The 26,373-nt window shown below is 44.9% G+C and carries 14 protein-coding genes; 3 read left to right on the plus strand and 11 right to left on the minus strand.

Annotated features, from left to right (window positions below; all coding sequences use genetic code 11):
* Window positions 1-89: 89 nt before the first annotated feature.
* Entirely contained in the window at window positions 90-1,541 is a 1,452-nt protein-coding gene (gene gatB / locus B5Z18_RS13615; RefSeq protein ID WP_079469875.1) for an Asp-tRNA(Asn)/Glu-tRNA(Gln) amidotransferase subunit GatB, read from the plus strand.
* 68 nt (window positions 1,542-1,609) lie between these two features.
* Window positions 1,610-2,761, plus strand: a complete 1,152-nt coding sequence (locus B5Z18_RS13620) for a TlpA disulfide reductase family protein (RefSeq protein ID WP_079469876.1) — start codon at window positions 1,610-1,612, stop codon at window positions 2,759-2,761.
* 74 nt (window positions 2,762-2,835) lie between these two features.
* Here B5Z18_RS13620 and B5Z18_RS13625 read toward each other — a convergent pair whose 3' ends face one another.
* The 8 genes from B5Z18_RS13625 to B5Z18_RS13665 form a co-directional block, all read right to left on the minus strand.
* Complete coding sequence (locus tag B5Z18_RS13625; RefSeq protein WP_200817235.1) at window positions 2,836-4,464, minus strand: RagB/SusD family nutrient uptake outer membrane protein; 1,629 nt, start codon at window positions 4,462-4,464, stop codon at window positions 2,836-2,838.
* Between the two features lie 12 nt (window positions 4,465-4,476).
* Window positions 4,477-7,608: a SusC/RagA family TonB-linked outer membrane protein gene (locus tag B5Z18_RS13630; RefSeq protein WP_079469877.1), complete on the minus strand. Its 3,132-nt coding sequence runs from the start codon at window positions 7,606-7,608 to the stop codon at window positions 4,477-4,479.
* A gap of 619 nt (window positions 7,609-8,227) precedes the next feature.
* On the minus strand, window positions 8,228-9,643 hold the full coding sequence (locus B5Z18_RS13640; protein ID WP_159454296.1) for a SusD/RagB family nutrient-binding outer membrane lipoprotein: 1,416 nt from the start codon (window positions 9,641-9,643) through the stop codon (window positions 8,228-8,230).
* 11 nt (window positions 9,644-9,654) lie between these two features.
* A complete protein-coding gene (locus tag B5Z18_RS13645; RefSeq protein WP_079469880.1) occupies window positions 9,655-12,735 on the minus strand; it encodes a SusC/RagA family TonB-linked outer membrane protein in 3,081 nt (1,026 codons plus the stop codon).
* A gap of 708 nt (window positions 12,736-13,443) precedes the next feature.
* Window positions 13,444-14,856 carry a RagB/SusD family nutrient uptake outer membrane protein gene (locus B5Z18_RS13650; protein WP_079469881.1) on the minus strand — a complete coding sequence of 471 codons (1,413 nt, stop codon included), beginning with the start codon at window positions 14,854-14,856 and terminating at the stop codon, window positions 13,444-13,446.
* Window positions 14,857-14,885: 29 nt separating this feature from the next.
* Window positions 14,886-17,978: a SusC/RagA family TonB-linked outer membrane protein gene (locus B5Z18_RS13655; protein ID WP_159454297.1), complete on the minus strand. Its 3,093-nt coding sequence runs from the start codon at window positions 17,976-17,978 to the stop codon at window positions 14,886-14,888.
* 479 nt (window positions 17,979-18,457) lie between these two features.
* Window positions 18,458-19,147, minus strand: a complete 690-nt coding sequence (locus B5Z18_RS13660; RefSeq protein ID WP_079469883.1) for a hypothetical protein — start codon at window positions 19,145-19,147, stop codon at window positions 18,458-18,460.
* 253 nt (window positions 19,148-19,400) lie between these two features.
* A complete protein-coding gene (locus B5Z18_RS13665) occupies window positions 19,401-21,809 on the minus strand; it encodes an efflux RND transporter permease subunit (RefSeq protein WP_079469884.1) in 2,409 nt (802 codons plus the stop codon).
* A 190-nt stretch (window positions 21,810-21,999) separates the two neighbouring features.
* Between B5Z18_RS13665 and recO the strand changes: the two genes are divergently transcribed.
* Complete coding sequence (gene recO / locus B5Z18_RS13670; RefSeq protein WP_079469885.1) at window positions 22,000-22,737, plus strand: DNA repair protein RecO; 738 nt, start codon at window positions 22,000-22,002, stop codon at window positions 22,735-22,737.
* Here recO and B5Z18_RS13675 read toward each other — a convergent pair.
* From B5Z18_RS13675 to ftsH, 3 genes are all read right to left on the minus strand, one after another.
* Window positions 22,709-23,533 carry a UDP-2,3-diacylglucosamine diphosphatase gene (locus B5Z18_RS13675; RefSeq protein ID WP_079469886.1) on the minus strand — a complete coding sequence of 275 codons (825 nt, stop codon included), beginning with the start codon at window positions 23,531-23,533 and terminating at the stop codon, window positions 22,709-22,711. The genes recO and B5Z18_RS13675 overlap by 29 nt on opposite strands.
* A gap of 107 nt (window positions 23,534-23,640) precedes the next feature.
* The gene (locus B5Z18_RS13680) at window positions 23,641-24,276 is read right to left on the minus strand and encodes a LutC/YkgG family protein (RefSeq protein WP_079469887.1); all 636 of its coding nucleotides are present in this window, start codon (window positions 24,274-24,276) and stop codon (window positions 23,641-23,643) included.
* 8 nt (window positions 24,277-24,284) lie between these two features.
* The gene (ftsH, locus tag B5Z18_RS13685; RefSeq protein WP_079469888.1) at window positions 24,285-26,312 is read right to left on the minus strand and encodes an ATP-dependent zinc metalloprotease FtsH; all 2,028 of its coding nucleotides are present in this window, start codon (window positions 26,310-26,312) and stop codon (window positions 24,285-24,287) included.
* Window positions 26,313-26,373: the final 61 nt, after the last annotated feature.

Raw genomic sequence — 26,373 nt, forward strand, 5'->3', positions numbered from 1 at the left:
ATGTGTATCTCAATTTAGGGATTTATTGGCACCAAATAGCCTGAAATCACGGTATTATTTGAATATATTTGTGGGAATCAGTACGGAAAATGAGCGATATATACAGCAAATATGAAACAGTGATCGGGCTGGAAGTGCACGCCCAGCTGCTTACCGAAAGTAAATTATTTTGCAGCGACAGCGCAGCTTTTGGCGGCGCTCCAAATACGCATATCAGTCCCATTACAATGGGCCACCCGGGCACCTTGCCCCGCATGAACCGCAAAGCGGCCGAATATGCCATCAAACTGGGTCTTGCCTGTCATTGTGAAATTGAAAAGGACAATTATTTTGCCCGTAAGAATTATTTCTACCCGGATCTTCCAAAAGGATACCAGGTATCCCAACATACGGCACCCATCTGTAAAGGCGGTTATATTACCATTATTACAGATGCCGGCACCCGCAATGTACAGCTGAACCGCATCCACCTGGAAGAAGATGCGGGTAAACTCCTGCACGACCAGGACCCCGACAACAGCTACGTGGATTTAAACCGCGCGGGCGTTCCCCTCGTGGAAATAGTAACCGAACCAGACATGCATAACAGCGAGGAAGCATACGCCTACCTTACCGAAATGCGCCGCCTGGTACGTTACCTGGGCGTATGTGATGGTAATATGGAAGAAGGCAGCATGCGCTGCGATGCCAACATTTCAGTTCGCCTGAAAGGCAGCACCACCCTGGGTACGAAGGTAGAGGTGAAAAATATGAACTCTATCCGCAACGTAAAACGGGCCATCGATAACGAAGTAAAAAGACAAATAGATCTCATAGAAGCCGGTGGCACCCTGGTACAGGAAACACGCAGCTTTGATGCATCCAACGGCAGCTCGTTTTCCCTGCGTTCCAAAGAAGAAGCTAATGATTACCGCTACTTCCCGGAACCAGACCTGGCGCCATTTAAGCTAACAGATGAATTCATTAACAGCGTACGGGCCACACTGCCCGCACTGCCGGAAGAACTCATCCGTAAATACACCACCGATTTTGGCCTGCCGGAATACGATGCGCGTGTTATCTGCGATGATAAATCCACGGCCGACTATTACGAAAGTTTAATTGCCGTTACCTCGCAATATAAAGCCGCTGCCAACTGGATGCTGGGCCCTGTTAAATCCTGGCTGAATGAACACTCCGCAGAAATCAGTCATTTCCCGGTAACGCCACAGGCATTGGCCGCGTTAATTACGCTTACAGATGCAGGAAAAGTCAGCTTCTCCATCGCCTCTTCCCGCATATTGCCGGAAATGATCCAAACACCCGCGGATCATCCGATGGACATCGCTACCCGCCTGAATTTATTACAGGATAACAACGCCGACAACATTTCTCCCATTATTGATGAAGTGCTGGCAAAATATCCGGATAAAGTAGCGGCCTTTAAAAGTGGCAAAAAAGGGCTGATGTCGCTGTTCGTAGGAGAGGTAATGAAATTATCCAAAGGCAAGGCTGATCCGCGGCTCACCAATGAATTGCTGGCAGAGAAGCTGAAAGGCTAAAACAGCATTGGAAATATTTATCCTATATTGAGTGGTATCCGTCAGATGAATGTTCAAAAAATAGTAGCATGAAAAAATACTTATTATGGATTTCCGCCGCCGCTTTCCTCGCAGGATGCGCCGGGCAAACGGAAAAAGGTGAATTTAAAATAGAAGGACACCTGAGCAATTTACCATTGGGTTCTGTATTACTGGAAGAACTGACACTGGACAATGTGAAAGTGGTGGATTCTACCAATGTAAAAGATGCCAGTGGCAAATTCACGCTGAAAGGAATGGTGCCCGAACAGGGACTGTACCGCGTACGCTTTGAAAATGGCAAATTTATATTACTTGCACTCGATGCCGGCGATATGAAAATAGATGGAGATATAGATAAACTGGAAGATGTAAAGATCAGCGGTTCCGAACCAACTGCCGAACTCCAACAGTTTATGAGCGATATCAGCAAACAGTCTATTGCACTCACAGAAGAAATGCGTAGCCTGGATAGTCTCCACGCTGTGCTGCCCGATAGTGCATTCCAACCCAAAGTAGCTGCCTTTCAGAAAAAAGAAAAAGAGTTTGAAAACGGCTTTTTCCTGATGGCAGATAAAACAAAAAATCCGGCCACCGCAGTATTTGCGATCAGCCAGGTGAGGAACGGAGAAGAGATTGTTGCACACAAACAGGTGATCACCAATCTTGCTACCCGTTTTCCAAAAAACACTTTGGTAAAAAGCATGACAGATAAGATCCTGGAACTGGAGAAGAATCAGGGCTCCGGCGGCGATGCAGCCGGTGGAGAAGAACCATCTGCTATAAAAGTAGGCCAGGTAGCTCCCGACTTCACCCTTCCCGATCCATCCGGCAAAATGATCAGTCTCAGTTCTTTCCGCGGTAAATTTGTACTGGTGGATTTCTGGGCCAGCTGGTGCGGTCCATGCCGCCAGGAAAACCCGAACGTGGTGAAAGCTTATCAGCAATACAAAGGAAAAAACTTTACCATTCTCGGTGTATCACTGGATAAAACAAAAGATAAATGGCAGGAAGCTATTAAAGCAGATGGACTGGTATGGAGCCATGTAAGCGATCTCAAATTCTGGGATTCTTCCGTAGTACCTTTGTATGGTCTTAATGCTATTCCAACCAATTTCCTGCTGGATCCGCAGGGAAAAGTAATTGCCTCCAACCTGAGAGGACCTGCGCTGGAAGCGAAGCTGCAGGAAGTGCTGAAATAATATAATCATCTACATAAAAAAACTCACCGGCATTACACCGGTGAGTTTTTTGTTATTATAGGTTAAGGCAAGGTTTAGTATTGTGGATTCTGTGCATTCTTCAAAGCAGGATTTGCAGAGATCTCAGTTGCCGGCAGCGGCCAGATAAACCGGTAATCAGCATACTTAATGCTACCGTAACTGGACGGTGTTACCGGTCTGGTAACGGTGTTGTAATTGCTGCCATCATCTTTCAGATCATCAACGATCACCTTTGCAGGGATACCACCTGTTCCATACTTTGCATCCAGTGCAAGACGGGTAATATCCGGCCAGCGGCGGCCTTCACCTGCAAATTCTACGCGACGCTCATCCAGTACTGCCTGGATCATGTCGAGCGGAGCAGTGGTGATGCGGTTCGGACTGCCTTCAGGTAAAGAACGGTTGCGAACAGCATTGTATAACTTGAACGACTGTACGATATTACCTGCGCGTGCATAAGCTTCAGCTGCATTCAGCAATACTTCTGCATAACGGATCATCGGCGCCCAGTCGGACTTATTCAGATAATCACGGTATTTATAATTGAAGTAGAAATTCTGAACCGGCTTACCACCTGATACGGTAGCCTGTTTTACCTGCAATAAAACACGGCGCATGTCATCGCCTGCCCAGAAAGAGGCATTGTACAGATTCGGGCTGGTGGCTACCAGACCACGGCCTTTCTGGTCAGAAGGACCAAACATTGCTGCCAGCGCACCGTTGGAGCCTCCGTTGGTGATTGCACTGTTAGCGATAGAGAAAATAGATTCTGTATTATTATCTGCTTTTGTGAATGGTCCATCAGGGCTGTCGGTGAGTTTATAACCTTTCACCGGGCTCACAAATGGCGCGCTTTGATCTGCACCCAGCTTCGCTGCTTCTGTGATAACACCCTGCCAATCGGCCATATGGAGCTTAATCCTTGTTTTCAAAGCAATAGCTGCTCCTTTGGTTGCCCTGCTGATAGGATTGGCTGTAGTAGGAAGCAGGTTCGCTTCTGCAAAATCCAGATCCGCCAGTATTTTGGTGTAGTCTTCTTTTACCGTACCACGGCCCACTTTCAGGGCTTCCTGTATTTCAGCCGGTGTGCTGACAGGCATATCTCTGTAAGGAATCCCAACCTGTGCACCCGCACCATCTGCATACGGACGGCTGTAATGAATCACCGCTTCATGATGCGCCAGCGCACGCAGAAAACGGGCTTCACCTTCCAGCTGCAGCGCTTTAGCCTGCGAAATCACGTTGCTGGCAGCGGCTTTCCGCACACCATCAATGAGCGTATTGGCCTGGTTGATCAGTGCATACAGGTTCACCCACATCTGCACATTATTGGCAGAAGTAGGACTGTAACTACCTTTGTAAGTGATATCATAAAACGTAGCCAGGTTCACCATATCTTCTCCGCGCATTTCATCCTGCTCTATGGCAGCGGCACCGAAAGGATAGCCACGGCCTAAAGTATAATCATCATTATAACTTCCCAGCGCAGCTGTATTATACATACCATTTGCAGCGAGTTCGATAGTAGACGAATCCGAAAATACGGCGTCCTGTGGCAAGGCGTTCTTTGGTGATAATTCCGTGTATTTTGAACAGGACACAGCACCCAGTGATAACACCAGTAATCCTGCTGCTACTGCTTTCATGCTTCTGTTATATTTATATGCCATTGTATTTCTCATGTTCATTATTTTTTATAATCCTACGTTAATACCAAAAGTATAGCTGCGGGGAACCGGGTTGGTGTTGTAATCCAAACCTGGTTGCGTGTTAGCTCTTGAATCCACATAAGTGTTTAATTCAGGATCAAGACCGGAATACTTTGTGATAATGAATGCGTTCTGCACCTGTGCATAAACGCGGATGCTGCTCAGCTTAATTCTTTCCAGCATAGCTTTAGGCAGGGTATAACCCAGGCCAATGTTCTGCGCACGGATAAAACTGCCATCTTCCAGGAAACGGCTGTTAACGTTACCACTCTGCAGGATAAAATTATCTGCACCCAGGTACAGTTTAGGTACGTCTGTTACCTGGCCCGGAGTAGTCCACCTGTTTAAAATTTCTTTACCGTTGTTCAGGAACTTCTGGTTGTTCAAACCTTCCTGGCGGGTTACGCTGTAAACCTTGTTACCACCGGAGAAAGAGAGGAACAGGTTAAAGTCGAATCCTTTGTAATTAACGGTATTGTTCAAACCACCATAATAGGTTGGAGTAGCGTTACCGAGGATTTTTTTGTCGGAAGATGATAATGCTTTTGCTGAAGTAGATACATCTTCAGGCTTTGAAGCATTGTAGGCATAGTAAACACCTTTTGATGCATCACCCTGTATAATGGAACCATCTGCTTTTTTCCACAATGGGTTACCGTTTGCAGGATTCACACCCATTGATTCGTAACCATAAAAAGCACCCATAGATTCACCTACGCGGGTAATGTTGTATGGATAAACGATATCTGCATTATCTACCAGTGCAGTAATTTTATTTTTTACAAAAGAGATGTTGAAGGAAGTAGTCCAGGAGAAATCACCACGCTGAATATTAGTACTGTTCACTGTCAGCTCATAACCTTTGTTATACATTTTACCCACGTTGGAATAAAATACATTCGGCTTGGTAGCGCTTGGCACACCTAATGACGGAGGCAGCGGAGACGCCAGGATCATGTTGTCAATATCATTCCTGAAATAATCAGCCGTTACGGTGATCCTGTCGTGGAATAATCCCAGATCCAGCCCGATATTCATTTTTTTGCTGGTTTCAAAAGTCAGGTCCGGGTTGTATACCTGGTTGAAAGCAATACCCAGTAAGGATCCATACAGTGCTGGTTTGTAAGTACCGGCATAAGGATATGCACCGATATCCACGTTACCTACTTTAGCATAACCGCCGCGGATCTTCAGGTTGCTGATCAGGTCGGCGATACCGCCTTCCTGGAAGAAATTTTCCTGTGAAGCTCTCCAGCCAACGGAAACGCCCGGCAGTGTTACATCCTGTTTGCCGATAGGCAGGGAAGAAATAGCATCTCTGCGGAGAGTGGCAGATACCAGGTAGCGGTCTTTGTAGCTGTAGTTAGCTCTGATAAAGTACGACTGGAATGCGCGTTCCACCAGCGTACCACCCACCGTTTGAGTACCGGTGCTGTTGTCGATCAGGTTATCAGTACCAAAGAAAGGGCTGATCAGGTTAGTACCCTGCGCATAGAAACTTCTTTCTCTGGTTTTCTGATTTTCTGTTCCGATCACCGCGCCTACATTATGTGCGCCGATAGTTTTGTTATAGCTTAAAGTGTTTACCCAGTTATAACGGAAGCTTGGAACAGACTGCTGATAGATAATACCATTGGTACCACGGCCATCGCCATGAATCGGGTTCCAGTACTGGTAATCTTCCCCATTCATATAGTTTATACCGATCTGCGTTCTCAGGTCAAAATCTTTCAGAATTTTTACACTGGCAAAAGTATTACCGGTAAAATTCAGGTTCTTGTTACGGTAGATGTTATGATCCAACACATATTTGATGTTGGTATAGTTATCAGCGATAGTGGCTTTATTAGCGCCGCTACCGAGTGTATTGGTGTTGCTGAGATTATAGGTACCATCATTCCATTGGGCAGGTACGTTAGGTAATGCACGGATAGCATTGGAAAGATTGCTGGAAAGTCCGTTCTGGCTAACGTTCAGACCATTGTTGGTAATGTGCGAAACACCGGCATTTACGCCTACAGTTACTACATTAAAAGCTTTCTGTTCCACTTTCAGGCGTACCTGGTATTTCCGCTGATCGTTACCAACAAGAATACCTTTCATATCGGTATATCCGAGGGAAACGTAGTAGTTGGTTTGATCATTGGCGCCGCTTAATGACAACGCATGATTCTGTTGGAACCCTGTTCTGGTCACTATTTTCTGCCAATCGGTATTATAAAAACCCCCATCAGGATTTGGTGTAGGGAAAGCGTCCGGTGTAGCTGTTGGCTTAGCGTTCAGCTTTTTCTCATTAGCGATGGTTACAAATTCATCTGCATTCAGCAGATCAAATAATTTGGAAGGCTTAGCTGCAGCCATCCACATATCGTATGTGAGGCGTGGTCTACCGCTTTTACCTCTCTTGGTAGTTACCAGGATAACGCCGTTAGCAGCCCTGGAACCGTAGATTGCGGTGGCGGCGCCATCTTTCAGCACTTCCATGCTTTCGATATCATTTGGATTGATATCACCCAGCGGGTTATTGGAAGTAATAGTGCTCTGGTTGCCGGTGATGTAAGGTACCCCGTCAATTACATACAGCGGATCGGTGCCACTGCTGATACTGTTGGTACCGCGGATACGGATACGTGCGGGCTGGCCCAGTATACCGCTGGACACAGTAGCCTGTACACCTGCTACCTGTCCGGATAACTGACGATCGATACTGGATGCAGCCACATTTTTCAGTGTGGCTCCTTTGATGCTGGATACAGAAGCCGTGAGGTTTTTACGCTCAATAGTACCGTAACCCACCACCACTACTTCGCTCAATCCTTTCAGATCGGCCGCCAGTTGGGCGTTTACGGTAGATTTACCGGTAATACTTTCCTGTTGGGCGGTATAACCTACAAAAGAAAATTCAATGGCAGTCGCCTTCTCGCCAACGCTGAGCTTAAACTCTCCATTGGAGGCGGTCATGGTGCCGTTGGAAGTACCAACAATTTTCACTGTAACCCCAGGCAGCGGAGATCCATCTTTGGAGTCTGTCACCTTACCTGTGATGACCCTGGTTTGGCCAAGCGCCTGCAGCGCGGTAATAGCCGCAAATAACCAGAGAAACAATCCTTTCTTCATAAGCGATTTTGATTTGAAAAAATAAATGTAATACAGACATGTCCAGGCATAGCATGGCCATTTAGCGCAAGGCTATTATTATATAACAATAAAGACTAAACGAAATAACAATGTTGCTTTGCGGAAATCTTCGCAAAGCACAATTCTACATAAGCAATCTAAAAATCATAAGCAATCCTAACATTATAAAAACAAGTGAACAAGAGTACAGCAGTGGCACGCCACTGAATAATCAGATAATTTTATACAGATTGCCATTTCATTTTCTGTGGTCAACAGAAAACGACTCCGTTCCCGCGTGAACAGCAGGATGGGCAACTATTGAATCTCATTAAATTAGATGGAAAATCTGGCCGTAAGCCGCTCCCCATAAGCAAATATTCCCGTTATAAATTCCCGATAAGCAAAAAAAATGTATTCGTTGTTATGTTGTATTACTCTAAATAAACCTTGATTCTCCGATTTTGGCTTCATGAAAATTTTCATGACGGGAACAAATATAGGGAAACATTTCAAGTAAAAAATAACATTTTCGGGGTAAATGAAGATAAGCATAAAAAAAGCGGTTGTCTCTTTGCAGAGACAACCGCTTCATATTATTAGTTAAATGAAATACTGATTATTGTTTGGTATCCCACCAAACGCGATCTGTAAGTTTGCCTGGTTGTTCAGGCTGTGCGTTTGTTTCATTCTCTGAAGCTGGATACACCCATCTGCGTGGGATGGTAGTGATACCCTGGTATGCATTCTCTACAACAGTGAGCTTAGGGAAATTAGTTCTGCGCCAGTCGTTGTATGATTCAAGAGACAGATAGTTAGAGATATATTTCTGCGTCATGATCACCTCGTAGGCATTGGCAGCAGTGAGTGTGCATTTAGCAGTGATATAAGCCTGAACCGCAGCGCTGGCCGGATTCAAACCGCATCTTTCCATATGCGCTTCCACTGCACTTTTAAGAACAGGTTGAGCAGCTGCAAAACCAGCGGTCAGGAAAGTAGCTTCTGCTTTGATGAACAGCTGTTCATCATAAGTAGCTAAATACACTGACTGATCAGCAGCAGCAAAGAACTGACCTACACCTGAAAGTGAATCAATGTCAATCTGATCACTACCTATTATTCTGCCTCTGTAACCAGTGCCTTTTTTAACCGGATCTACCATTACTGGCAACCTGGGATCATTTGTTGATTGCAGCAAAGTAAGGAAAGTAGATGATACCGCAACGCTACCCCATTTCACGGTAAACTGGTTCCAGGGAGCTTCTGACCCGGATTTGGTACCAAATGTAACACCTGGATTGAAACTGGCATCGGGGAAAGCCTTTGCCAATGCTGTTAAGGCAGCTTGTGCCTGAGTGGCAGCCACTTTACCAGGTGCATATGTTAAACGTAAAGCAAAACGTGCTTTCAGGAAATAAGCGAACGCGGTCCATTTTTCAGGATCGGAACCATATATCAGATCTTTATCGCCAACTGATCCGGAAGCATCTTCCTGTGCCAGCAGTGCGATGGCATCGTCCAGTAAAGTATTAATGCTGGTGTAAATGCTTTCCTGTGTATCATACTTTGGCTTTAAATTTCCAAAGCCGGTGAATCCCTGTGAATAAGGTACTGCATTCCACAAGTCGGTAGTAACAGCCATGTTATAAGCCATTAATATTTTTCCCATACCAGCGGCATGCGGATGACTAGCTGTGGTAGCCTGGTCCTGAAGGATCTTCAGGTTGTTCAGTATCTGTGGATACATGTCAAAAGACCAGGTATTATCTACATCGGAAGCTGTTACTTTATAAGTATCCCATTCCGGTGCAGGTTGATCATACCCCAGTTGTTGTGTCCAGAAAGCGGCAGTTCTGGCAGGATAACCACCCGCAATATTAAATGCGGTAGTTAATTCAGCGCCGCCCACCAACAGGGCGTCAGTTACGTTTGTGGCTGCAGCCGGGTCATTGTTTACATCCAGGAATTTTTTACATCCTGAACCCCCTAACATTACACTTCCCGCTATAATGGATATAATTATCTTCTTGTTCATCATTACTCAGTTTAGAAAGTTAACTTCAAAGTTGCGTTGTAAGATCTGGTGCTTGGTGAAACGTAGTGATAAAAACCACCGGAGTTACTACCTGCTCCATAAGTACTCAATTCAGGATCTGAACCGGTAAAGTGTGGAGTGTAGATCCACAGATTACGACCGGCAACAGAAACCATTGCTGCTTTAAATGGAGTATGTTTTAACAACTTTGGACTAAAATTATAGGCCAGTGTAACATTTCTCAGTTTTACAAACGTTGCATCCTGGATCAGGTTTTCATAGGTATCACCCCATGCCTGCCAGTAAGCCTGATTAGTTTTGATAGATTTGGTGTTTTGTTTACCATCGCTGGTCACACCGTCATATACCATTGACCCGTCGCGGCTGCCGGTCAGACCACTGGTACCGTAGAAGGTCATGTAGTATTCATCAAAGTTGATCACCTGACCACCAAAACGGCCGTCGAAAGTAAACGACAGGTTAATACCTTTATAAGATACGCTGTTGGTTACACCACCAATCCATCTTGGCTGGGTATTACCAATATCGAAAGACGTTCCATCATCCTGGATAGGATAACCATCATCATCGATCAGCAGTTTACCCTGTTCGTTTCTCATGTAACGTGAACCTCTGATAGTACCATAAGGCTGACCTTCCACCAGGTATATACCCGGAGTGGTGAAACCACCTATCTGGATAGAAGTTACACCTTCCGTCAGTTTGTTGATCATTGCTTTGTTCCTGGAGTAGTTAGCAGAAATATTCCAGTTGAAATCTTTTGATCTGATCGGGTTAGCATTAAAAGTTACTTCCAAACCTTTGTTGGTAATCTTACCTGCATTGATTACTGCCTGGGTATAACCGGAACCAGCAGATACTGCTGTCTGGAATATCAGGTCAGTACTAACCTTGTTATAGTAACTTGCCTCCAGACCAATGCGGTTATCTAACCATTTTGTTTCCAACCCAACTTCAAATTCTTTAATTTTTTCCGGTTTCAGGTCAGGATTACCTAACACATTATTCTTAGAGAAACCATTTACACCATTGAAAGGAAGATCCAGTGAACCACGAAGACCATCGCCAACTACTGTTTTATTGAAAGGTGTTGATACTTTGTAAGGAGGTGCGTCATTACCAATGGCAGTATAGGCTACCCTTACTTTACCAAATGATAATACTTTGCTGTCTTTTAATCCTTCCAGTTCAGAGAATACAAATGCACCGGTAACAGAAGGGTAGAAGTAGGAGTTATTCTTAACCGGCATGGAAGATGACCAGTCATTTCTACCGGTTAAAGTTAAAGATAACATGCGGTTATATTCCAGGATTGCCTGTCCATAAATACTTACCCTTCTTCTGTCGTAGAAGGTTTTGGTAGATGTTACAGATTCGGCACTGGTAATATCATAGAAACCAGGTACGGATAAGCCGATACCTTTTGAAAACTGGTCGGTATAATGTTCAGAAATGATATTATTACCAACCATTACTGTCAGATCGAATTTATTAAACTCTTTTCTGGCAGTAGCGTAAAAATCGTGGTTGATCTGTTTATTGTTGATGATTTCATTGTACATACGACCATTCGGGAAAGTACCGAAAGAGCCGATAGCCTCATGAAATATGCGTTCATCTGTATAAATATCCGCGCCTATTCTTTCTGTTAATGTTAACCAGTTCAAAGGATTGTAAACCAGGCTGAAGTTAGGAATGAAGCGGGATACATTCAGTTGCAGGCCGGTATTAGCCGCAGTCCAGAAAGGGTTATTAGCATTCACCTTATACATATTCTGTGACTTATCTACCGGGTTTTCATATGGCAGCAGGTTATAACTCACCGGGGCATTATAGAGGTTAGCCAGGTAAGAAGTACCGCCACTACCATTACCTTCCAGCAAACGGTCGTTACGTGAATCAATATAACTGATACCGGTAGTCGCAGTTAACTTATCGGTAAGACGCGTAGAGAAATTTGCGTAAAAGGAATTACGGTAAAAATCGGTACCTGGAGCCACACCTTCCTGTCTTAAAGAAGAGAAAGACATCAGGTAATTTGACTTATCAGTAGACCCATTCAGGCTAATATTATTATCCCAGGTGGTTCCTGTTTTAAAGAACGCATCACGTGGATCGTACTTAACAGCAGGCTTGCCGTCTACCTTTAAGGTATCCATCTTAGCGCCCCAGGAACGGGATGTTTTATTGTTTATTCCATCAAAGAAAACTCCGTTGTTACCCTGTGACCAATCGGTCTGGAATTCAGGCAGTACCACTTTGTCAATGTTCACACTGGAACCAACTGACAGGCTGAAGGTTTTCCCTTTCAAACCAGCACCAGTCTTGGTAGTAATGATGATAGCACCACCAGCAGCCCTGGAACCATACAATGCAGTTGCAGATGCACCACGAAGAATGTTTACTGATTCAATGATGTTCGGGTCAATATCAATACCCCTGTTAGGTGTAGTACCACCTGCCAGTACGGGATCATCGTCAGAATCACCGGCACCGATCTGATCATTATTGATCGGGTTACCATCTATTACATATAACGGCTGGTTATTACCGGTTAAAGAGGCCGCACCGCGGATAACGATACGGGTACCACCACCCGGAATACCGGAAGTGTTATTGATTTGCACACCGGCAATTTTACCCTGCATACCATTCAGGAAGTTTACTTCCTTGGATTGCACGATATCATCACCTTTTACTTCCTGGGTGGTATAACCCAGGGTACGTTTTTCACGTTTAATACCCAGCGCGGTAACTACTACCTCACTAAGATCTTTATTGTCAGCGCCAAGGGCAACATTGATAGTGCCTTCAGCTCCAACAGGAACTTCCTTAGAAGCATACCCAATAAAAGAAAAAACAAGCACGGAACCCACAGGAGCTTCGAGTTTGTAAGTGCCATCGTTGGTGGTTAGGGAACCTTTACCTGTACCTTTAATTCCGACAGATACACCAGGGAGTCCGGAGCCGTCTTTGGCATCCGTAACCTTGCCGCTGATTAATTTTGTTTGTGCATAGGCTTGCACAACACTGATGGCCACTAGCAACCATAAGAGTAGTCCTCTTTTCATAAGCAATTTAGATTTGAAAGATATTGTCAGTTAACTAATAAAAATGGGGGTGCTGTACTCATTTATCCCAAAGGTTAATTCCGTAAATCCGTTTTCCTCATAACCCATCGTTCCTTATTCGTATTTTTCTCAAAGCAAATTCCAGTTTCTCTCCTCTATTTTCTTCCTAAACTATATCAGAAACTGTTTCCGGTATAGATTTGAAATGGCGGTTAAATCCACACAAGCACCAACTAATTAAGATTTTGTTATTTAGATTCTGTTTTAGATTCTGATACGTATTTGTTAAATATTGTTTAAATTCTACTGCAATATAGGAAATTTAAAAAATACTAGTGCAAAACCAGCTTTTTTTTAAATCTGTTCCGGAATATATCCCAACAGCCATCTTCACCTGAGAATCGTATTTATAAGCTAGTAATTATAATAAATATAATATATAATTATTTATCTTTCAAATATATTATACTCATATAAGTACCCAGCAAAAACCGGTTGGTTATTATATTATATAATGATATACATGCTATCAGTCTGATCATATATATATCGCAATGCTGCCCGCAGCCAGAGCCTGTTTTGCCTGATCCTTCCTAAAATAAATCACTTGATAATTATTCCGCTCTTTTTTTTCTTATCCAGTAGGCATCTGCTCAAATAAAAAAAGGTGCCTCCTCGCGGAAGCACCTCTCTTGTCATATAATAATATTAATTGGAATAACCCTGGTTCTGTACCATATTCGGATTTGCATCCATCTCGGCCTGCGGAATAGGGAAAGCTACGCGGAAATCACTCGCCTCCGTAACCCTTGTGCTCAGCGCGTTGGCATCTCTGATATTACGCTGTCCATTCTTCCGGAACAGATCAGACATACCCAAACCTTCACCCACCAGCTCCAATCTTCTCTGCTTAATAATTTCAGCTTTGATATTTGCAACATCAGTAAACGGATCCAGTCCACGTTTAGCTCTCAGCATATTCACATCATCCGTTGCTTTCTGCAGGTTACCCAACTCAGCATAAGCTTCTGCACGATTCAGCAACACTTCACTGATTCTCAGGATCTTTACGTTTACAAGACCTACCTGTCCTGTTGCTTCATTACCCGAAAATTTCATCAGGTAGTTACTGCCATCAAGATTCTGAACCAGCTCATTACGAACGTCCTTTGGATCCAGCAATTCCATAAAACCATCTGTGAGCCTGATATCTCCATACCCACCTAATTTAGCAGGTACATACATATAACCGAAGTTATTGGAGCCGGCACCATCTGGTGTCAGGAAACGCAGGGAAAAGATTTCTTCCGAACCGGCGGCATCCAGGTTGAATGCTTTCGCCACTTCAGACGCTTCATATAAGGAATACTTCCCGATCAGCTTATCAGCTTCGTCAATAGCCAGCTGCCAGTCGCCCTTATACAGGTAAGCACGGCTCAGCAATGCAGTTGCTGCATCCTTTGTAGCATTAAACACATTCGCGTTTCTGTCTTCGGATTTACCCGCAGGAGCAGTTTGCTGCGCCACTTTCAGATCGCTGATAATAGCCGCATAGGTTTCAGCCAGCGTACTGCGACCAGGTTTATAGTTTGCAGGAGCATCCACCGCTTTTGTTACCAGTGTAATACCGGTATTGGGCTCATTGATTTTTGCTGCTACGTTGGTGTAAGGTCTTGTGTACCTCCTGGCCAGATCGAAATTTGCCAATGCACGCAGAAAATAGGCTTCTCCACGGATGGTACTGGTCTTTTCAGTTTCAGGCATTTTATCGATCAGTACATTCGCCTGGTTTACCACTCTGTATGCATTCAGGAATGTATTGGTTTGCGGCGCCAGCAATGGTGTATAGTTCAACTGGAATTCTGTAATAAACCGGTTGGAGTTCTGGGAAGTGATCTTCATATCATTACCACCCAGGTCAGACACGATCATGAAATCGCGGCCATAGTATTCCAGCGTTTGCATGCGCTCATACATTCCGTTTGCAAGAATACGTGCGTTCCCTTCATTTACCGCATCCCCTTCATTCAATGAGGACTGCGGATTCTGATCCAGCTTGGAGCAGGCTGAAAACAAACCAGCCGTAGCCAATGCTAATATGGAGAGTTTTGTATATTTCATAATTAACTTAAATTTTTGATGTTACTTCATTACAGTCCCACACTAATACCAAACGTGATCACTCTTGAAGTAGGATAACGGTAAAAATCAGTTCCCGCATTTGTAGTAGCCGGAGATGCAGTGCTGGTCGGAGAAATCGGGTTGGTGCTCATATCCGGATCCCATCCTTTATATCCTGTCAGCGTAAATAAGTTCTCTGCCTGCGCATACACTCTCAATCCCTGCATTTTCAATCTGCTCAAAGTACTTTTTGGAAGATTGTAACCCAATGAAAGGTTTCTCAGCCGCACATAGGAGATATCTTCCAGGTAACGGGTAGAGGAAGCATTGGAGTTGGTACCATTACCCCAGATAACCTTAGGTCTGTCGGCAATATCGCCTGGTTTTTCCCAGTGGCTGCCGGCATCTTTCGCCTGGTTTCCGGTGGTGTTGTTACCATCGCTTTCCAGGAAGGAACGGTTATAGTTGTAAGCTTTGTTTCCTGCGCTGAAAGTGATGAACACAGACAGGTCGAATTCCTTATAAGTGAATTTATTGGTGAAACCGCCTGTGATTTTAGGCAGTGCCTGGCCAACATATTTCCTAACTGCTGAATTGTAATCGGAAGTTGGTTTTCCGTCGGCGCCTTCCCAGGTAGCAGCACCGGTAGCAGGATCAACACCTGTCCAAACCGGCATATACCAGGAACCAAATGGCATCCCCACTTCAATCCGCTGACGGGAACCCGCCGGAATGAACTGCTGACCGCCCAGAGACAGTATCCTGTTTTTCAGGGTAGCAAAGTTCAGATCTGAAGTCCACTGGAAGTTTTTAGTAGACACCGGGATACCACCCAGTGTTACTTCAAAACCCTGGTTCAGCATCTTACCTACGTTCATCGTCATCACATCAAAACCGCTGGTCATAGATAATGGCAGTTGCATGAGCAATGCGGAAGAGCGTTTATCATAATATCCAACGCTACCGTATAAACGTTTTTTCAGTACACTGATATCCAATCCCACATCATACAGGTTTTGTTTTTCCCAGCTCAGCGCCATGTTGCCCGGCTGTTTCAGATAAGCAACTGATCCGCCATCATAAGCACCTACAAGGCTATACAGGGGTTGATAAGGATAATCTCCCAAACCTTCTGCATTACCCATAATACCATAGCTGGAACGCAGTTTCAGATCGTTCAGCCAGGAGAGGTTTTTTGTAAATTCTTCTTCTGTAATACGCCATGCAGCACCAACAGAGTAGAAATTACCATAGCGGTTGTCTTTAGGGAAACGGGAAGAACCGTCTCTTCTGAAACTACCACTTAAGAAATACTTTGATTTATAGTCATAGTCTGCTTTCGCCAGTATGCCCTGGAAAGCATAAGATGTTTCATCACCGGCCATGTCAAAGTACTGGGAACCCGCATCCGGCACCTGTGCCTGACCATTGGGGAAACCATTCTTTGCACCATAGTTCCACACACGGTTCTGGAAGGAATATTCATTACCTGCCAGTAAACGGAAACTGTGATCTTTACCCAGGTTGAAGTTGTAAGTCAGTAATTGCTGGGTAGTGTACAACGCCATGTTGGTATTCACATTGTACAGATAACCGCCATAGTTGCGTCCATCGTAAGAGTCCGGAGATGTCCATTGCTTTTCGCGGATGTTGGTCAACTCTGCATTACCCTTTACCACGAAACGTAACCCGTCAATAATGTTATAACCCAATGCAGCATTAAAAACTGTTTGGGTATTATTGCTTCTGTTATAGTTACTGTTTACAGTGCTCACGAAGTTACCCCCGCGTAATACCGGGCGGTAAGAGGAGGGAATATCCGCAAAACCAGCCCAGGACGTGGTGCCTGGCTGACCTGCAGTATATCCGTTATAAGGATTTCCGTTCTCATCACGGGAAGGGATAAACGGAGAATTGGCCAGTGCGCCCATCAGCGGTGAAGAGTAGCTGTTACCTGCACTTGCACTTCTCTGATCAGTATAGCTGCCGTTTACCTTTACGCTCAGGTCAAATTTTTCGTTGAACTTATGATCCACATTCAAACGGCCACTGTACCGGCTGAAATCAGAGCCAATCAGGATACCCTGCTGTTTGAAATAATCGCCGGAAGCATAGAACTGCGTTTTATCATTTCCGCCGCTGGCGTTGATACCGTAGGACTGAGTTTTACCCGTGCGGAAAGCTTCGTCCATCCAATCGGTGTTGATATTTGTGAGACTGTTCGGACGATTCGCCAGGATCTGTTCTGCAGTGAAAAGTGGTGTACCGTCTTTTTTGGTCGCATTTTTCATAGCCTCCCGCTGATATGCCAGCAGTTCAGTAGCGTTCATCATATCAATTCCATGCGACAGGTCCTGGAAACCATATTTGGCATTGAAATTAATTCTACTCACGCCTTTCTTACCGGTTTTGGTAGTAATAACCACCACACCGTTGGAACCACGGGAACCGTACAATGCTGTGGCAGACGCATCTTTAAGGATGGTCACATTTTCAATGTCGGCAGGGTTCAGGTTAGCAATTACATCCTGGGAAGGCGTGTTCTGGGTAAAATCTCCGGAAGAAATTATTACGCCGTCTACTACATACAGCGGGCTGTTGCTCGCAGAAATAGAACCGATCCCACGGATACGTACCTCCGTTTTTGCGCCAGGCTGACCGGAGTTAGTTGATACCGCAACACCGGGCGCGTTACCCTGCAGCATCTGGTTTACATCAGGCAGTGCAACGTTGTTGATCTTTGCGCCATTGATGCTGGATGCGGCAATGGTAGAGTTGATCTTCTTTTCCACGGTGTAACCTGTTACCACTACTTCATCCAGACTTTTGGAATCTGTTTTCAGTTTTACATTCAAAGTGGCAGCAGTACCTACCGGCACCTCTTTTGCTTCAAACCCAATAAATGATACGATCAGTGTGGCATTGGCATCCACCTGGATAGTGTAGGCCCCTTCGGGATTCGTTACGGTTCCTTTTGTGGTGCCTTTAATCTGGATGTTGGCACCAGGAATAGCTGAGCCATCTGCGGCATCAGTGACTCTCCCTGTTACTGTGCGGCTTTGCGCATAGACCTGCCCGCCCAGAAATAGCACGGACAAGAGGAGAAATAGTACTTTCCTCATAAGCATGATTTTGTTTCCTTAACCTTAAAAAATAATCCTCATTATCAAGACCCGTAAGCCTTAATTCAATTGGTTCCCGTTAAATAAGCAGTTGGTGAAATTGTGATTGGATACTTAAAGCTGGAGTAGGTAAAACGGTACAGTGATATTGACCATAAATTAAACAATTGACCTCTTCTCTTGCAATTTATTCAATAAATCGCAAGCAGAAGTAATCAACTTCTTCCTCATAAGCAGTTTCCTTAGCAAATTTTCAACCAGCCCCAAATATAATAATTCTTAACAAAAAGTTAAGCTTGGAAAGTTCCCGATAACGTTTAGGTAACATCTTTTTAACACCTCATTAACATATAATTCTCATAACTAATACGTAAGGGCATAAAAATGAAACAAGCGGCAAGAATACCGCCTGTGCTCATCAACCAAAATCTAAATCGAGATTAAAGTTGCCCCGCATAACTGCGGGGCGAATGTTTTTATCAGGAAAGGGTAAGCGGATATGTTTTTAACAACTCCAGCAATACCATAAAGAGATCATCATTGCGATGATTAAACCGGTATTCACACTCTTTCAGGTGTAAATAAGCAGTGTTCCGGTTCAGCCCCTTGAACTTAGCCAGGCGATGCTTGGTTAAGCCCCAGAAAGCATCCACGTCATCCATCTGATGCGTGTCGGAAGTTTGCCCCAGCCGGTATAAACGGTACTGACCGAGATCTACCAATCCATTGAACCGGCGCAAACGTTCTGTAGCTACCTGCGTTTCCAATACGGAACGCCCGCGGGTAGCCGCATGAATCATTGACCGGCTTACGTCCGGGAGAATTTCGGTGTGTAACCTGTCTGAGGATCTGCAGATGCCGAAGATTACCGGCTTAACAATCCGGTCTACTTCCGGCTTTACCGCCACCAGCGTGTCGCTGTCGTGGTCGGAGGTAAGGTCACTTTGCCGGGGTTCGTACGTTAACACTGGAACGGGCACAGGATGCTGCGTTTCACAGTATCGCGCAATCTGGTGTCGTAGCTTCTTCAGGTAGCTGTTAATAGTTACCCTGCTTACACCGCTGATATTCGCTATCTGGGTCGCAGTAAGATCATCGGCAAACAGCCGCAGGATCTCCTTAAATTTGCGCTCGGATAAATGAGCGCCCTTTAAGTACTTATTTTTCATGAACTATGTGGTTAGAATGGCGTATTAAACCTCATACTTTTTCATTATAATACCCCCCCTTTTTTTACAAGCGGCTATAAGGGTATGTGAATGCTGCCCACTAGATCATTTCAGCTTTATTTTTTGTCCATTTTAGCTAAATATTTAGCATCCACTGCGGTTTCCTGACACTAAAAAGCCACCGGGGCAAACAGAAAGCATGAAAAACACGCCCTGTCAGCCCCGGTGGCCCTGATATTATTATCTTTATAAACTACTCCTGATCGCTGATCCCCAACTCTTTTATGTCAATATCTTCTTCCTCATCCAGCGGCTTCCACAACTCTTTCTTCTTCGCTTTCTTCAACAATGCCTTTTCCATCCACAACAGCAAAGCCGGCAAAATGGTCAGATTCGTAATCATCGCTATCACCAGTGTCAGGGAAGTGAGCCAGCCCAATGCTTTCGTACCGCCAAATTCTGAAAAACTGAAAATCATGAAGCCGGCAAACAGGATGGCAGATGTATAAATAATACTCAACCCTGTTTCATGGATCGTTTGCTTCACTGTAGCACTGATATCCAAATCATGACGTGGCAATTCCTGTTTAAAATTAACCAGGAAACGGATCGTAACGTCAATGGCTATACCAAGCGCCACGCTAAATACCAACACTGTAGATGGTTTCAACGGAACACCTATCCATCCCATCACACCGGCAGTAACCACCAGCGGAATCACGTTTGGAATCAATGATATGATGAGCATCCGCCACGAACGGAACAGGTACAGCATACAAATCATAATTAACACGAAAGCAAGGATAACGCTCTCCATCAGCCCGTTAATAATGAAGCGGGTACCCTCCTGGAAAATCACGCTGGTACCGGTAAACGTAACCTTGTAATGCGCCGTATCAAAAATGGCGGTTACCTTAGGCTGTAAGGAATCCAGCAATACCGGCAGTTTCTGCGATCCCACATCTTTCATATTCACACTCAGCCTGGCCACCTGCCTGGTACTGTCCATAAAGGAAGAAACCAGTTTTGAAAAGGTAGAAGCCGGCCCGGCAGTATTGCCGCCCTTCATGCGCAGGTAAGGCGCCAGGAATCCCAGATCAAACTGATTAGGCACCGCAAAGTTGGAGCTGTCTCCATTATAATACGCCTGCTTGGCAAACTTAATCCCTTCCACTACCGACAACGGACGACCGAAATCAGGCTGTGCGGCAATCAGCTGTGTCAGCTCATCCAGCTTATTCAGCGTTTGCAGGTTGATCACACCATTCTTCTTTTTCGTATCCACTGCAATTTCCAGCGGCATCACCCCTTTGAAATTCGTTTCCAGGAACTTCAGATCCGTATACAATTTATCGGTATGCGGAATATCATCCAGCATATATCCTACAGATTGCAAACGCCCCATTCCCACAATGGCCACTATCACCAGCGCAACAGTTACCCCATATACCCACGGCCGGTATTTAAACACCAGCGTAGTCAGAAAATCAAGTATCGCCCCAAAGAAACGGTTATCCAGGTAAGTAGTATGCTTGCTCTTTGGCGCAGGTAAATAACTTAAAACAGATGGCAGGAAAATAAAAGAGATCAGGAAGATGAACATGATATTCAACCCTGCTACTACACCAAACTCTTTCAGAAGAGCACTGTTGGTAAAACAGAACACTCCAAAACCAATGGCAGCGGTAAGATTGGTAAACAGGGTTACAATCCCCATCCGCTGTATCATATGCACTAATGCCCTCGTTTTATTGGCGTCTTTGGCATATTCCGTATGGTATTTACTCAGGAAGTATACACAGTTGGGAATCCCTATCACCACTATCAGCGAAGGGATAATTCCGGTAAGCAAGGTAATTTTATATCCCATCAGTACAATAGTGCCCACCGACCAGATTACGCCGATAGCCACTACAATCATCGACATCAATACGGCGCCAAATGAACGGAAGAACAGGAACAGGATCAAACCGGTTAACAGGAAAGATATTTTCAGGAACAGCTTCAGCTCATCTGCCACCTTAACGGCCATGGCTGTACGAATAAGGGGCAAACCACTCAAATGTACTTCTGTATGCTGTTTCTCCTGGAAAGCATTGGCCAGCTTCGTGATCTCGTTCACTACTGCCGTACGTTTCGGGGAATTAAACACATCCTTGTTTACATAAATAGCCATGAGGTAAGCATGGGTATCCGGGTTGTACAGCAATCCCTTGTAAAAAAGGAGCGTGTTAAAAACACGGGATAAACTATCAATCACCACCTGGTTTGTCAAATCGCCCTGGAAAAGTAAATTAGCCTCCAGCTTCTGCGTGCTGTCGTTCTTCACCAGGTTGATAGCCATCGGCACACTCATAATATTCTCCACCGCAAACACATTCTTCATGTCCTTGTTCAGCTGAACATAGTCCTTGAAAAAATCTGCCTGGAAAAATTTATCCGTTTGTACAGCGAGCATAAGCACATTCCCATCTCCACCAAACTTCTTCTTGAACTCCTGGAATTCAAGAAACTTCTGGTTATCATGAGGTATACTGGACACATACTCGTATGACATTTGTACCTTACTGGCAAAATAACCCATCACGCCGGTACCGGCAAGCAGTAAAAGAAGAAGCAATAATCGATATTTTAGCACAAAGCCTGCTAAACGTTGCCACATAAGGATTTCCTTTTTAGTAATGGGCGTAAAGGTAATTAAAATAGCTATTAGCTGTTAACAGACCGCGATGAGCCGACTCCTTTTAGCTGCCAGCTGTCAGGTTTTAGCTTTTAGCCGTTCAATCCCTTCGTTTGTGTAACTTGCATTCCGGTTTCTTTCACTAACTGCTAACAGCAAAAGCCAGGAAAAATTGCTTCACAAAACACGCGGCATCGTATTACGCACGGTAAAGTATGGCGACACCAGCCTGATCGTGAGTATATTTACTGAACTCTTCGGGGTGCAATCGTATATTGTGAACGGCGCCCGTTCTTCCAAACCCAAAGCTGCCAAAGGCAACCTGCTGCAACCCGGTAATATCCTGGAACTGGTGGTATATCACAACGAAATTAAAAACCTCCAGCGCATATCCGAATACAAACTGGGATATCTGTATAACGCTGTACACCTGAATGTGGTGAAAAATACGGTGGCCCTTTACATGATAGAACTCCTGCAGAAATGCCTGAAACAACCGGAGCAACAAACCGATCTCTATTTCTTTACAGAAAATATCCTGCAGCTGCTGGACATCTCCGGCCTGCCGGTGGTGGCAAACCTGCCGTTATATTTTACGCTGAAAATGGGGGAGCACCTGGGTTTCCGGCTCAATGGAAGATTTTCTGAATATACTCCTTATCTCGATTTGCAGGAAGGCACCTTCTCTGACCTGCCGCCACACCACGCCCATCACCTCGACACGCACAGCAGCGAATTAACAGACCAGCTGTTTCAATGCACAGCAGTAGAGCACCTGGCGGCAATTACGATGAATAAAGAAAGAAGAAGAAAATTACTGTATGCGTACCTGGAATTTTTCCGGCTGCACTTACCCGATTTTACGGAGATGCATTCCCCGCCTATTTTACATGAGATTCTGGATGCCTGATCTGCTGCCCCAGCCTGGCCGCCTTTGCGCCATCTTCTGTAAAAAACTTCAGGTCTACCGTATTCCCATCAAAAACAGCGTAGGAAAAGTAATTCAGCCAATCGCCCAGGTTGATATACCTGCTGCCATTGGATAAGGGAATATCGAGGGGCAGATGCCGGTGTCCGTAGATAAAATAATCGAAATGTTCTTTTTGCAGCACTTCTTTGCTGTAGATAGCCAGCCACTCATTTTCCGCTCCCAGAAAGTGTTCCAGCTCCTGCCCGGTGGCAGAGCGGCTTTTACGGCTGAAATAATTGGCAAGTGCAATGCCCCATGCCGGGTGGATAGCAGAAAACATCCAGCGGCAAAACGGGTTTCTGAAAACTTTTTTCAGCATCTTATAACCGTGATCGCCGGGGCCCAAACCATCACCATGGCCTATATAAAACCGTTTAGTGCCAATGGTATAGGTTTGCGGCTCATAGTACACCGGGATATTCAGCTCTTCTTCAAAATATCCATCCATCCACATATCATGGTTACCAATGAAAATAGAGATACCGATCCCTTTGTCGCTTAGCGCTGCCAGCTTTCCTAAAATGCGGGTATATCCTTTGGGAATAACATGTTTATATTCAAACCAGAAATCAAAGATATCACCTACCAGGAAAATATGCTGCGCGTCGGGTTCCACCTGCTCCAGCCATTGCAGGAGCAGTTTTTCACGCTCCCTGCTGGCGGCAGGATTGGGAGCGCCAAGATGAAAATCGGAGGCAAAATATATTTTCTTATTGGCCGGTAATGCAATATCCATTCTTAAAATTATGAAGCTTTTAGCTTTTAACAGTTAACCTTCAGTGAAAGAAACGATACATCGCCCAGGCACTGAAAGTTAACAGCTAAAGACTAAAAGCCATTTATTTATTCGTCTACTAAAAATACGTATACTTCTTTGGGACCATGAATCCCCACCACCAGTGTTTTCTCGATATCTGCGGTACGACTGGGACCTGTTGCAAAGGATATTGCCGATGGGATATCGTTACCGTATTTATCTTTCAGCTTATTAAGCGCATCCTTCAGGTCAAATACCAACTGGTGCGTATAGGCTACCACGATATGCACTGGTGCATATACCGGTAAGGCCCTGCCACTGGGTTGCGCGGAACTCAGCACCAATGTTCCGGTGCGGGCTACCAGGTATTCACAATCCGTGATGGCAGCATCTGCTTCGTGCATAGTGCCCTGGTTCAATACTGGTAATTCCTGCTGATGAATTATTTTCAGCAGGGCAGGAGTCTGACAAAACACATTGTGCCATTCTTTGTGTTCACAAAGCGCACGAAGGCTATCCATCAACTCACCTTTCCCTGTACAGTAAACAAACTTTCCCTGCAACCGGGTAAATTCTTCTGCAAACTTTAATTCCAGGCTCTCGTTCTCGGTTCTGAAAACAGACGAGTTGCCCTCCGAATTCGGGAAGGGCAACTGTACTGACTGACTTAACGCATTCCGTACTCTCTTCAGAATATTTTCCTTAGCAGGAGAAATCTTCATATCACTATTTACGCATTAGCTGGTGATGGAGAAGGATTGATGATATCTGACGGATGTACTCCTTCAGTAGGAGCGCCTTCTTTACCCAGCTGGTGTTCTTTGTGGGTATCGTAAGGACGTTTACCGATCAATCTTTCCAGGTCGGCCTGGTATAAAACTTCTTTTTTCAGCAGTTCTTCCGCCAGTGCCTTCACCTGATCCATTTTGGATGTGAGCAGGTTTTTAGTTCTGATATAAGCGGTGGCAATCAGTTTTCTTACTTCATCGTCAATCATCTTGGATGTTTCTTCTGAGTAAGGTTTGGTAAATGACTGATCGCTGTTCGGATCGTAGAAAGATACGTTACCAACTTTATCGTTCATACCGTACACGGTTACCATTGCATACGCCATACGGGTAATTACCTGCAGGTCGTTTTGTGCGCCGGTAGAAATTTTACCAAAAACCAGTTCCTCTACTGCGCGGCCACCGAGGGTCATGCAGATATCATCGAGCAACTGTTCGGTGTTGTACAGATATTGTTCCTTCGGAAGATACTGAGCATAACCGAGCGCCGCTACACCACGGGGAACGATGGTTACTTTCACCAGCGGGTTAGCATGTTCCAGGTGCCAGCCGCAAATAGCGTGACCAGCTTCATGGTAAGCAATTACTTCTTTTTCTTCCGGAGAGATGATTTTGTTTTTCTTTTCCAGACCACCAATTACACGATCAATCGCGTCATTAAAGTCGTCCATTTCCACCTGCGTTTTGCCTTTACGTGCAGCAATCAGTGCCGCCTCGTTACATACGTTGGCAATATCAGCGCCGGCGAAGCCTGGCGTCATGGAAGCCAGTTTTTTCACATCCAGGTTAGGAGAAGTTTTGATAGGCTTTAAGTGCACTTCAAAAATAGTTTCCCTTCCGGCCAGATCGGGTTTATCGATAGAGATCTGACGATCGAAACGACCCGGGCGCAACAAAGCGCTGTCCAGTACATCGGGGCGGTTGGTAGCAGCCAGGATAATGATACCGCTGTCTGTTCCGAAACCATCCATTTCTACCAGTAACTGGTTCAGGGTGTTTTCACGTTCGTCGTTACTCATCATTACATTCTTGCCTCTTGCACGGCCGATCGCATCAATTTCATCGATAAAGATGATACATGGCGCTTTTTCGCGGGCCTGTTTAAACAGGTCACGTACACGGCTGGCACCCACCCCTACAAACAGTTCCACAAAGTCGGAACCGGACATAGAGAAGAAAGGCACCTGTGCTTCACCTGCCATGGCTTTTGCCAGGAGGGTTTTACCGGTACCCGGAGGGCCTACCAGCAGGGCGCCTTTAGGAATTTTACCTCCCAGGGCAGTATATTTTTTAGGATTCTTCAGGAAATCCACAATTTCCATTACCTCTACTTTCGCTTCGTCCAAACCGGCCACATCGTTGAATGTAATATTCACACGGGTACCTTTATCGAACAGCGTAGCTTTGGATTTACCAATATTGAAGATGCCACCAGGACCTCCGCTGCCACCGGCAGGGCCGCCCATCTTACGCATCAGCAAGATCCACAAACCAATGATCAGGATAATTGGCAACAGCAACTGGAAGATAGGTTCAAACCAGCTCTGACGCTCATCATAAGAGATCTTCACCTGGTTTTCCACCGGAACACCTTCCTGTGCTTTATCTATATCCTTTTTAAAACTTTCTTCGCTACCAATAGAAAAACGGAAGTGAGGACCGGGGTTCTCTCCGCCAAATTTACTTTTGTTAACGTCTTTAAACTTGGCCTCTTTAAGATGGTCATGTTTTATGTAGACTTCTACATATTTTTTATTTACAACAACCAGCTTATCAACATCTCCCGGTTTCAGATAATCAATCTGAAATTCCTGGAAACTGATTTCTTTGGTTGGGGATCTCAAATCAAAAAAGTTCATTGCGAGCAGGGCTACGCCAATAAAGGCATACACCCAGTATATATTGAACTTCGGTCCTTTCTTAGGTGATTTCTCTGAACCCTTGTTGAAGTTATTGCCTCCTTTTTCCATAATCTTACGCTCCTTTACGGATGTTTATTGCAATCAGAATAATATGAATAATTAAATTCTA

The organism is Chitinophaga ginsengisegetis, assembly GCF_900168065.1.
GTDB classification, from domain to species: Bacteria; Bacteroidota; Bacteroidia; order Chitinophagales; family Chitinophagaceae; genus Chitinophaga; species Chitinophaga ginsengisegetis.

What these genes read in the sequence shown, in the direction of transcription:
- ftsH (WP_079469888.1), bottom strand. Translation starts at nt 26,312, where the DNA reads ATGGAAAAAGGAGGCAATAACTTCAACAAGGGTTCAGAGAAATCACCT.
- B5Z18_RS13655 (WP_159454297.1), bottom strand. Translation starts at nt 17,978, where the DNA reads ATGAGGAAAGTACTATTTCTCCTCTTGTCCGTGCTATTTCTGGGCGGG.
- gatB (WP_079469875.1), top strand. Translation starts at nt 90, where the DNA reads ATGAGCGATATATACAGCAAATATGAAACAGTGATCGGGCTGGAAGTG.
- B5Z18_RS13660 (WP_079469883.1), bottom strand. Translation starts at nt 19,147, where the DNA reads ATGAAAAATAAGTACTTAAAGGGCGCTCATTTATCCGAGCGCAAATTT.
- B5Z18_RS13630 (WP_079469877.1), bottom strand. Translation starts at nt 7,608, where the DNA reads ATGAAGAAAGGATTGTTTCTCTGGTTATTTGCGGCTATTACCGCGCTG.
- B5Z18_RS13625 (WP_200817235.1), bottom strand. Translation starts at nt 4,464, where the DNA reads ATGAGAAATACAATGGCATATAAATATAACAGAAGCATGAAAGCAGTA.
- B5Z18_RS13680 (WP_079469887.1), bottom strand. Translation starts at nt 24,276, where the DNA reads ATGAAGATTTCTCCTGCTAAGGAAAATATTCTGAAGAGAGTACGGAAT.
- B5Z18_RS13640 (WP_159454296.1), bottom strand. Translation starts at nt 9,643, where the DNA reads ATGAACAAGAAGATAATTATATCCATTATAGCGGGAAGTGTAATGTTA.
- B5Z18_RS13620 (WP_079469876.1), top strand. Translation starts at nt 1,610, where the DNA reads ATGAAAAAATACTTATTATGGATTTCCGCCGCCGCTTTCCTCGCAGGA.
- B5Z18_RS13645 (WP_079469880.1), bottom strand. Translation starts at nt 12,735, where the DNA reads ATGAAAAGAGGACTACTCTTATGGTTGCTAGTGGCCATCAGTGTTGTG.
- B5Z18_RS13675 (WP_079469886.1), bottom strand. Translation starts at nt 23,533, where the DNA reads ATGGATATTGCATTACCGGCCAATAAGAAAATATATTTTGCCTCCGAT.
- B5Z18_RS13665 (WP_079469884.1), bottom strand. Translation starts at nt 21,809, where the DNA reads ATGTGGCAACGTTTAGCAGGCTTTGTGCTAAAATATCGATTATTGCTT.
- B5Z18_RS13650 (WP_079469881.1), bottom strand. Translation starts at nt 14,856, where the DNA reads ATGAAATATACAAAACTCTCCATATTAGCATTGGCTACGGCTGGTTTG.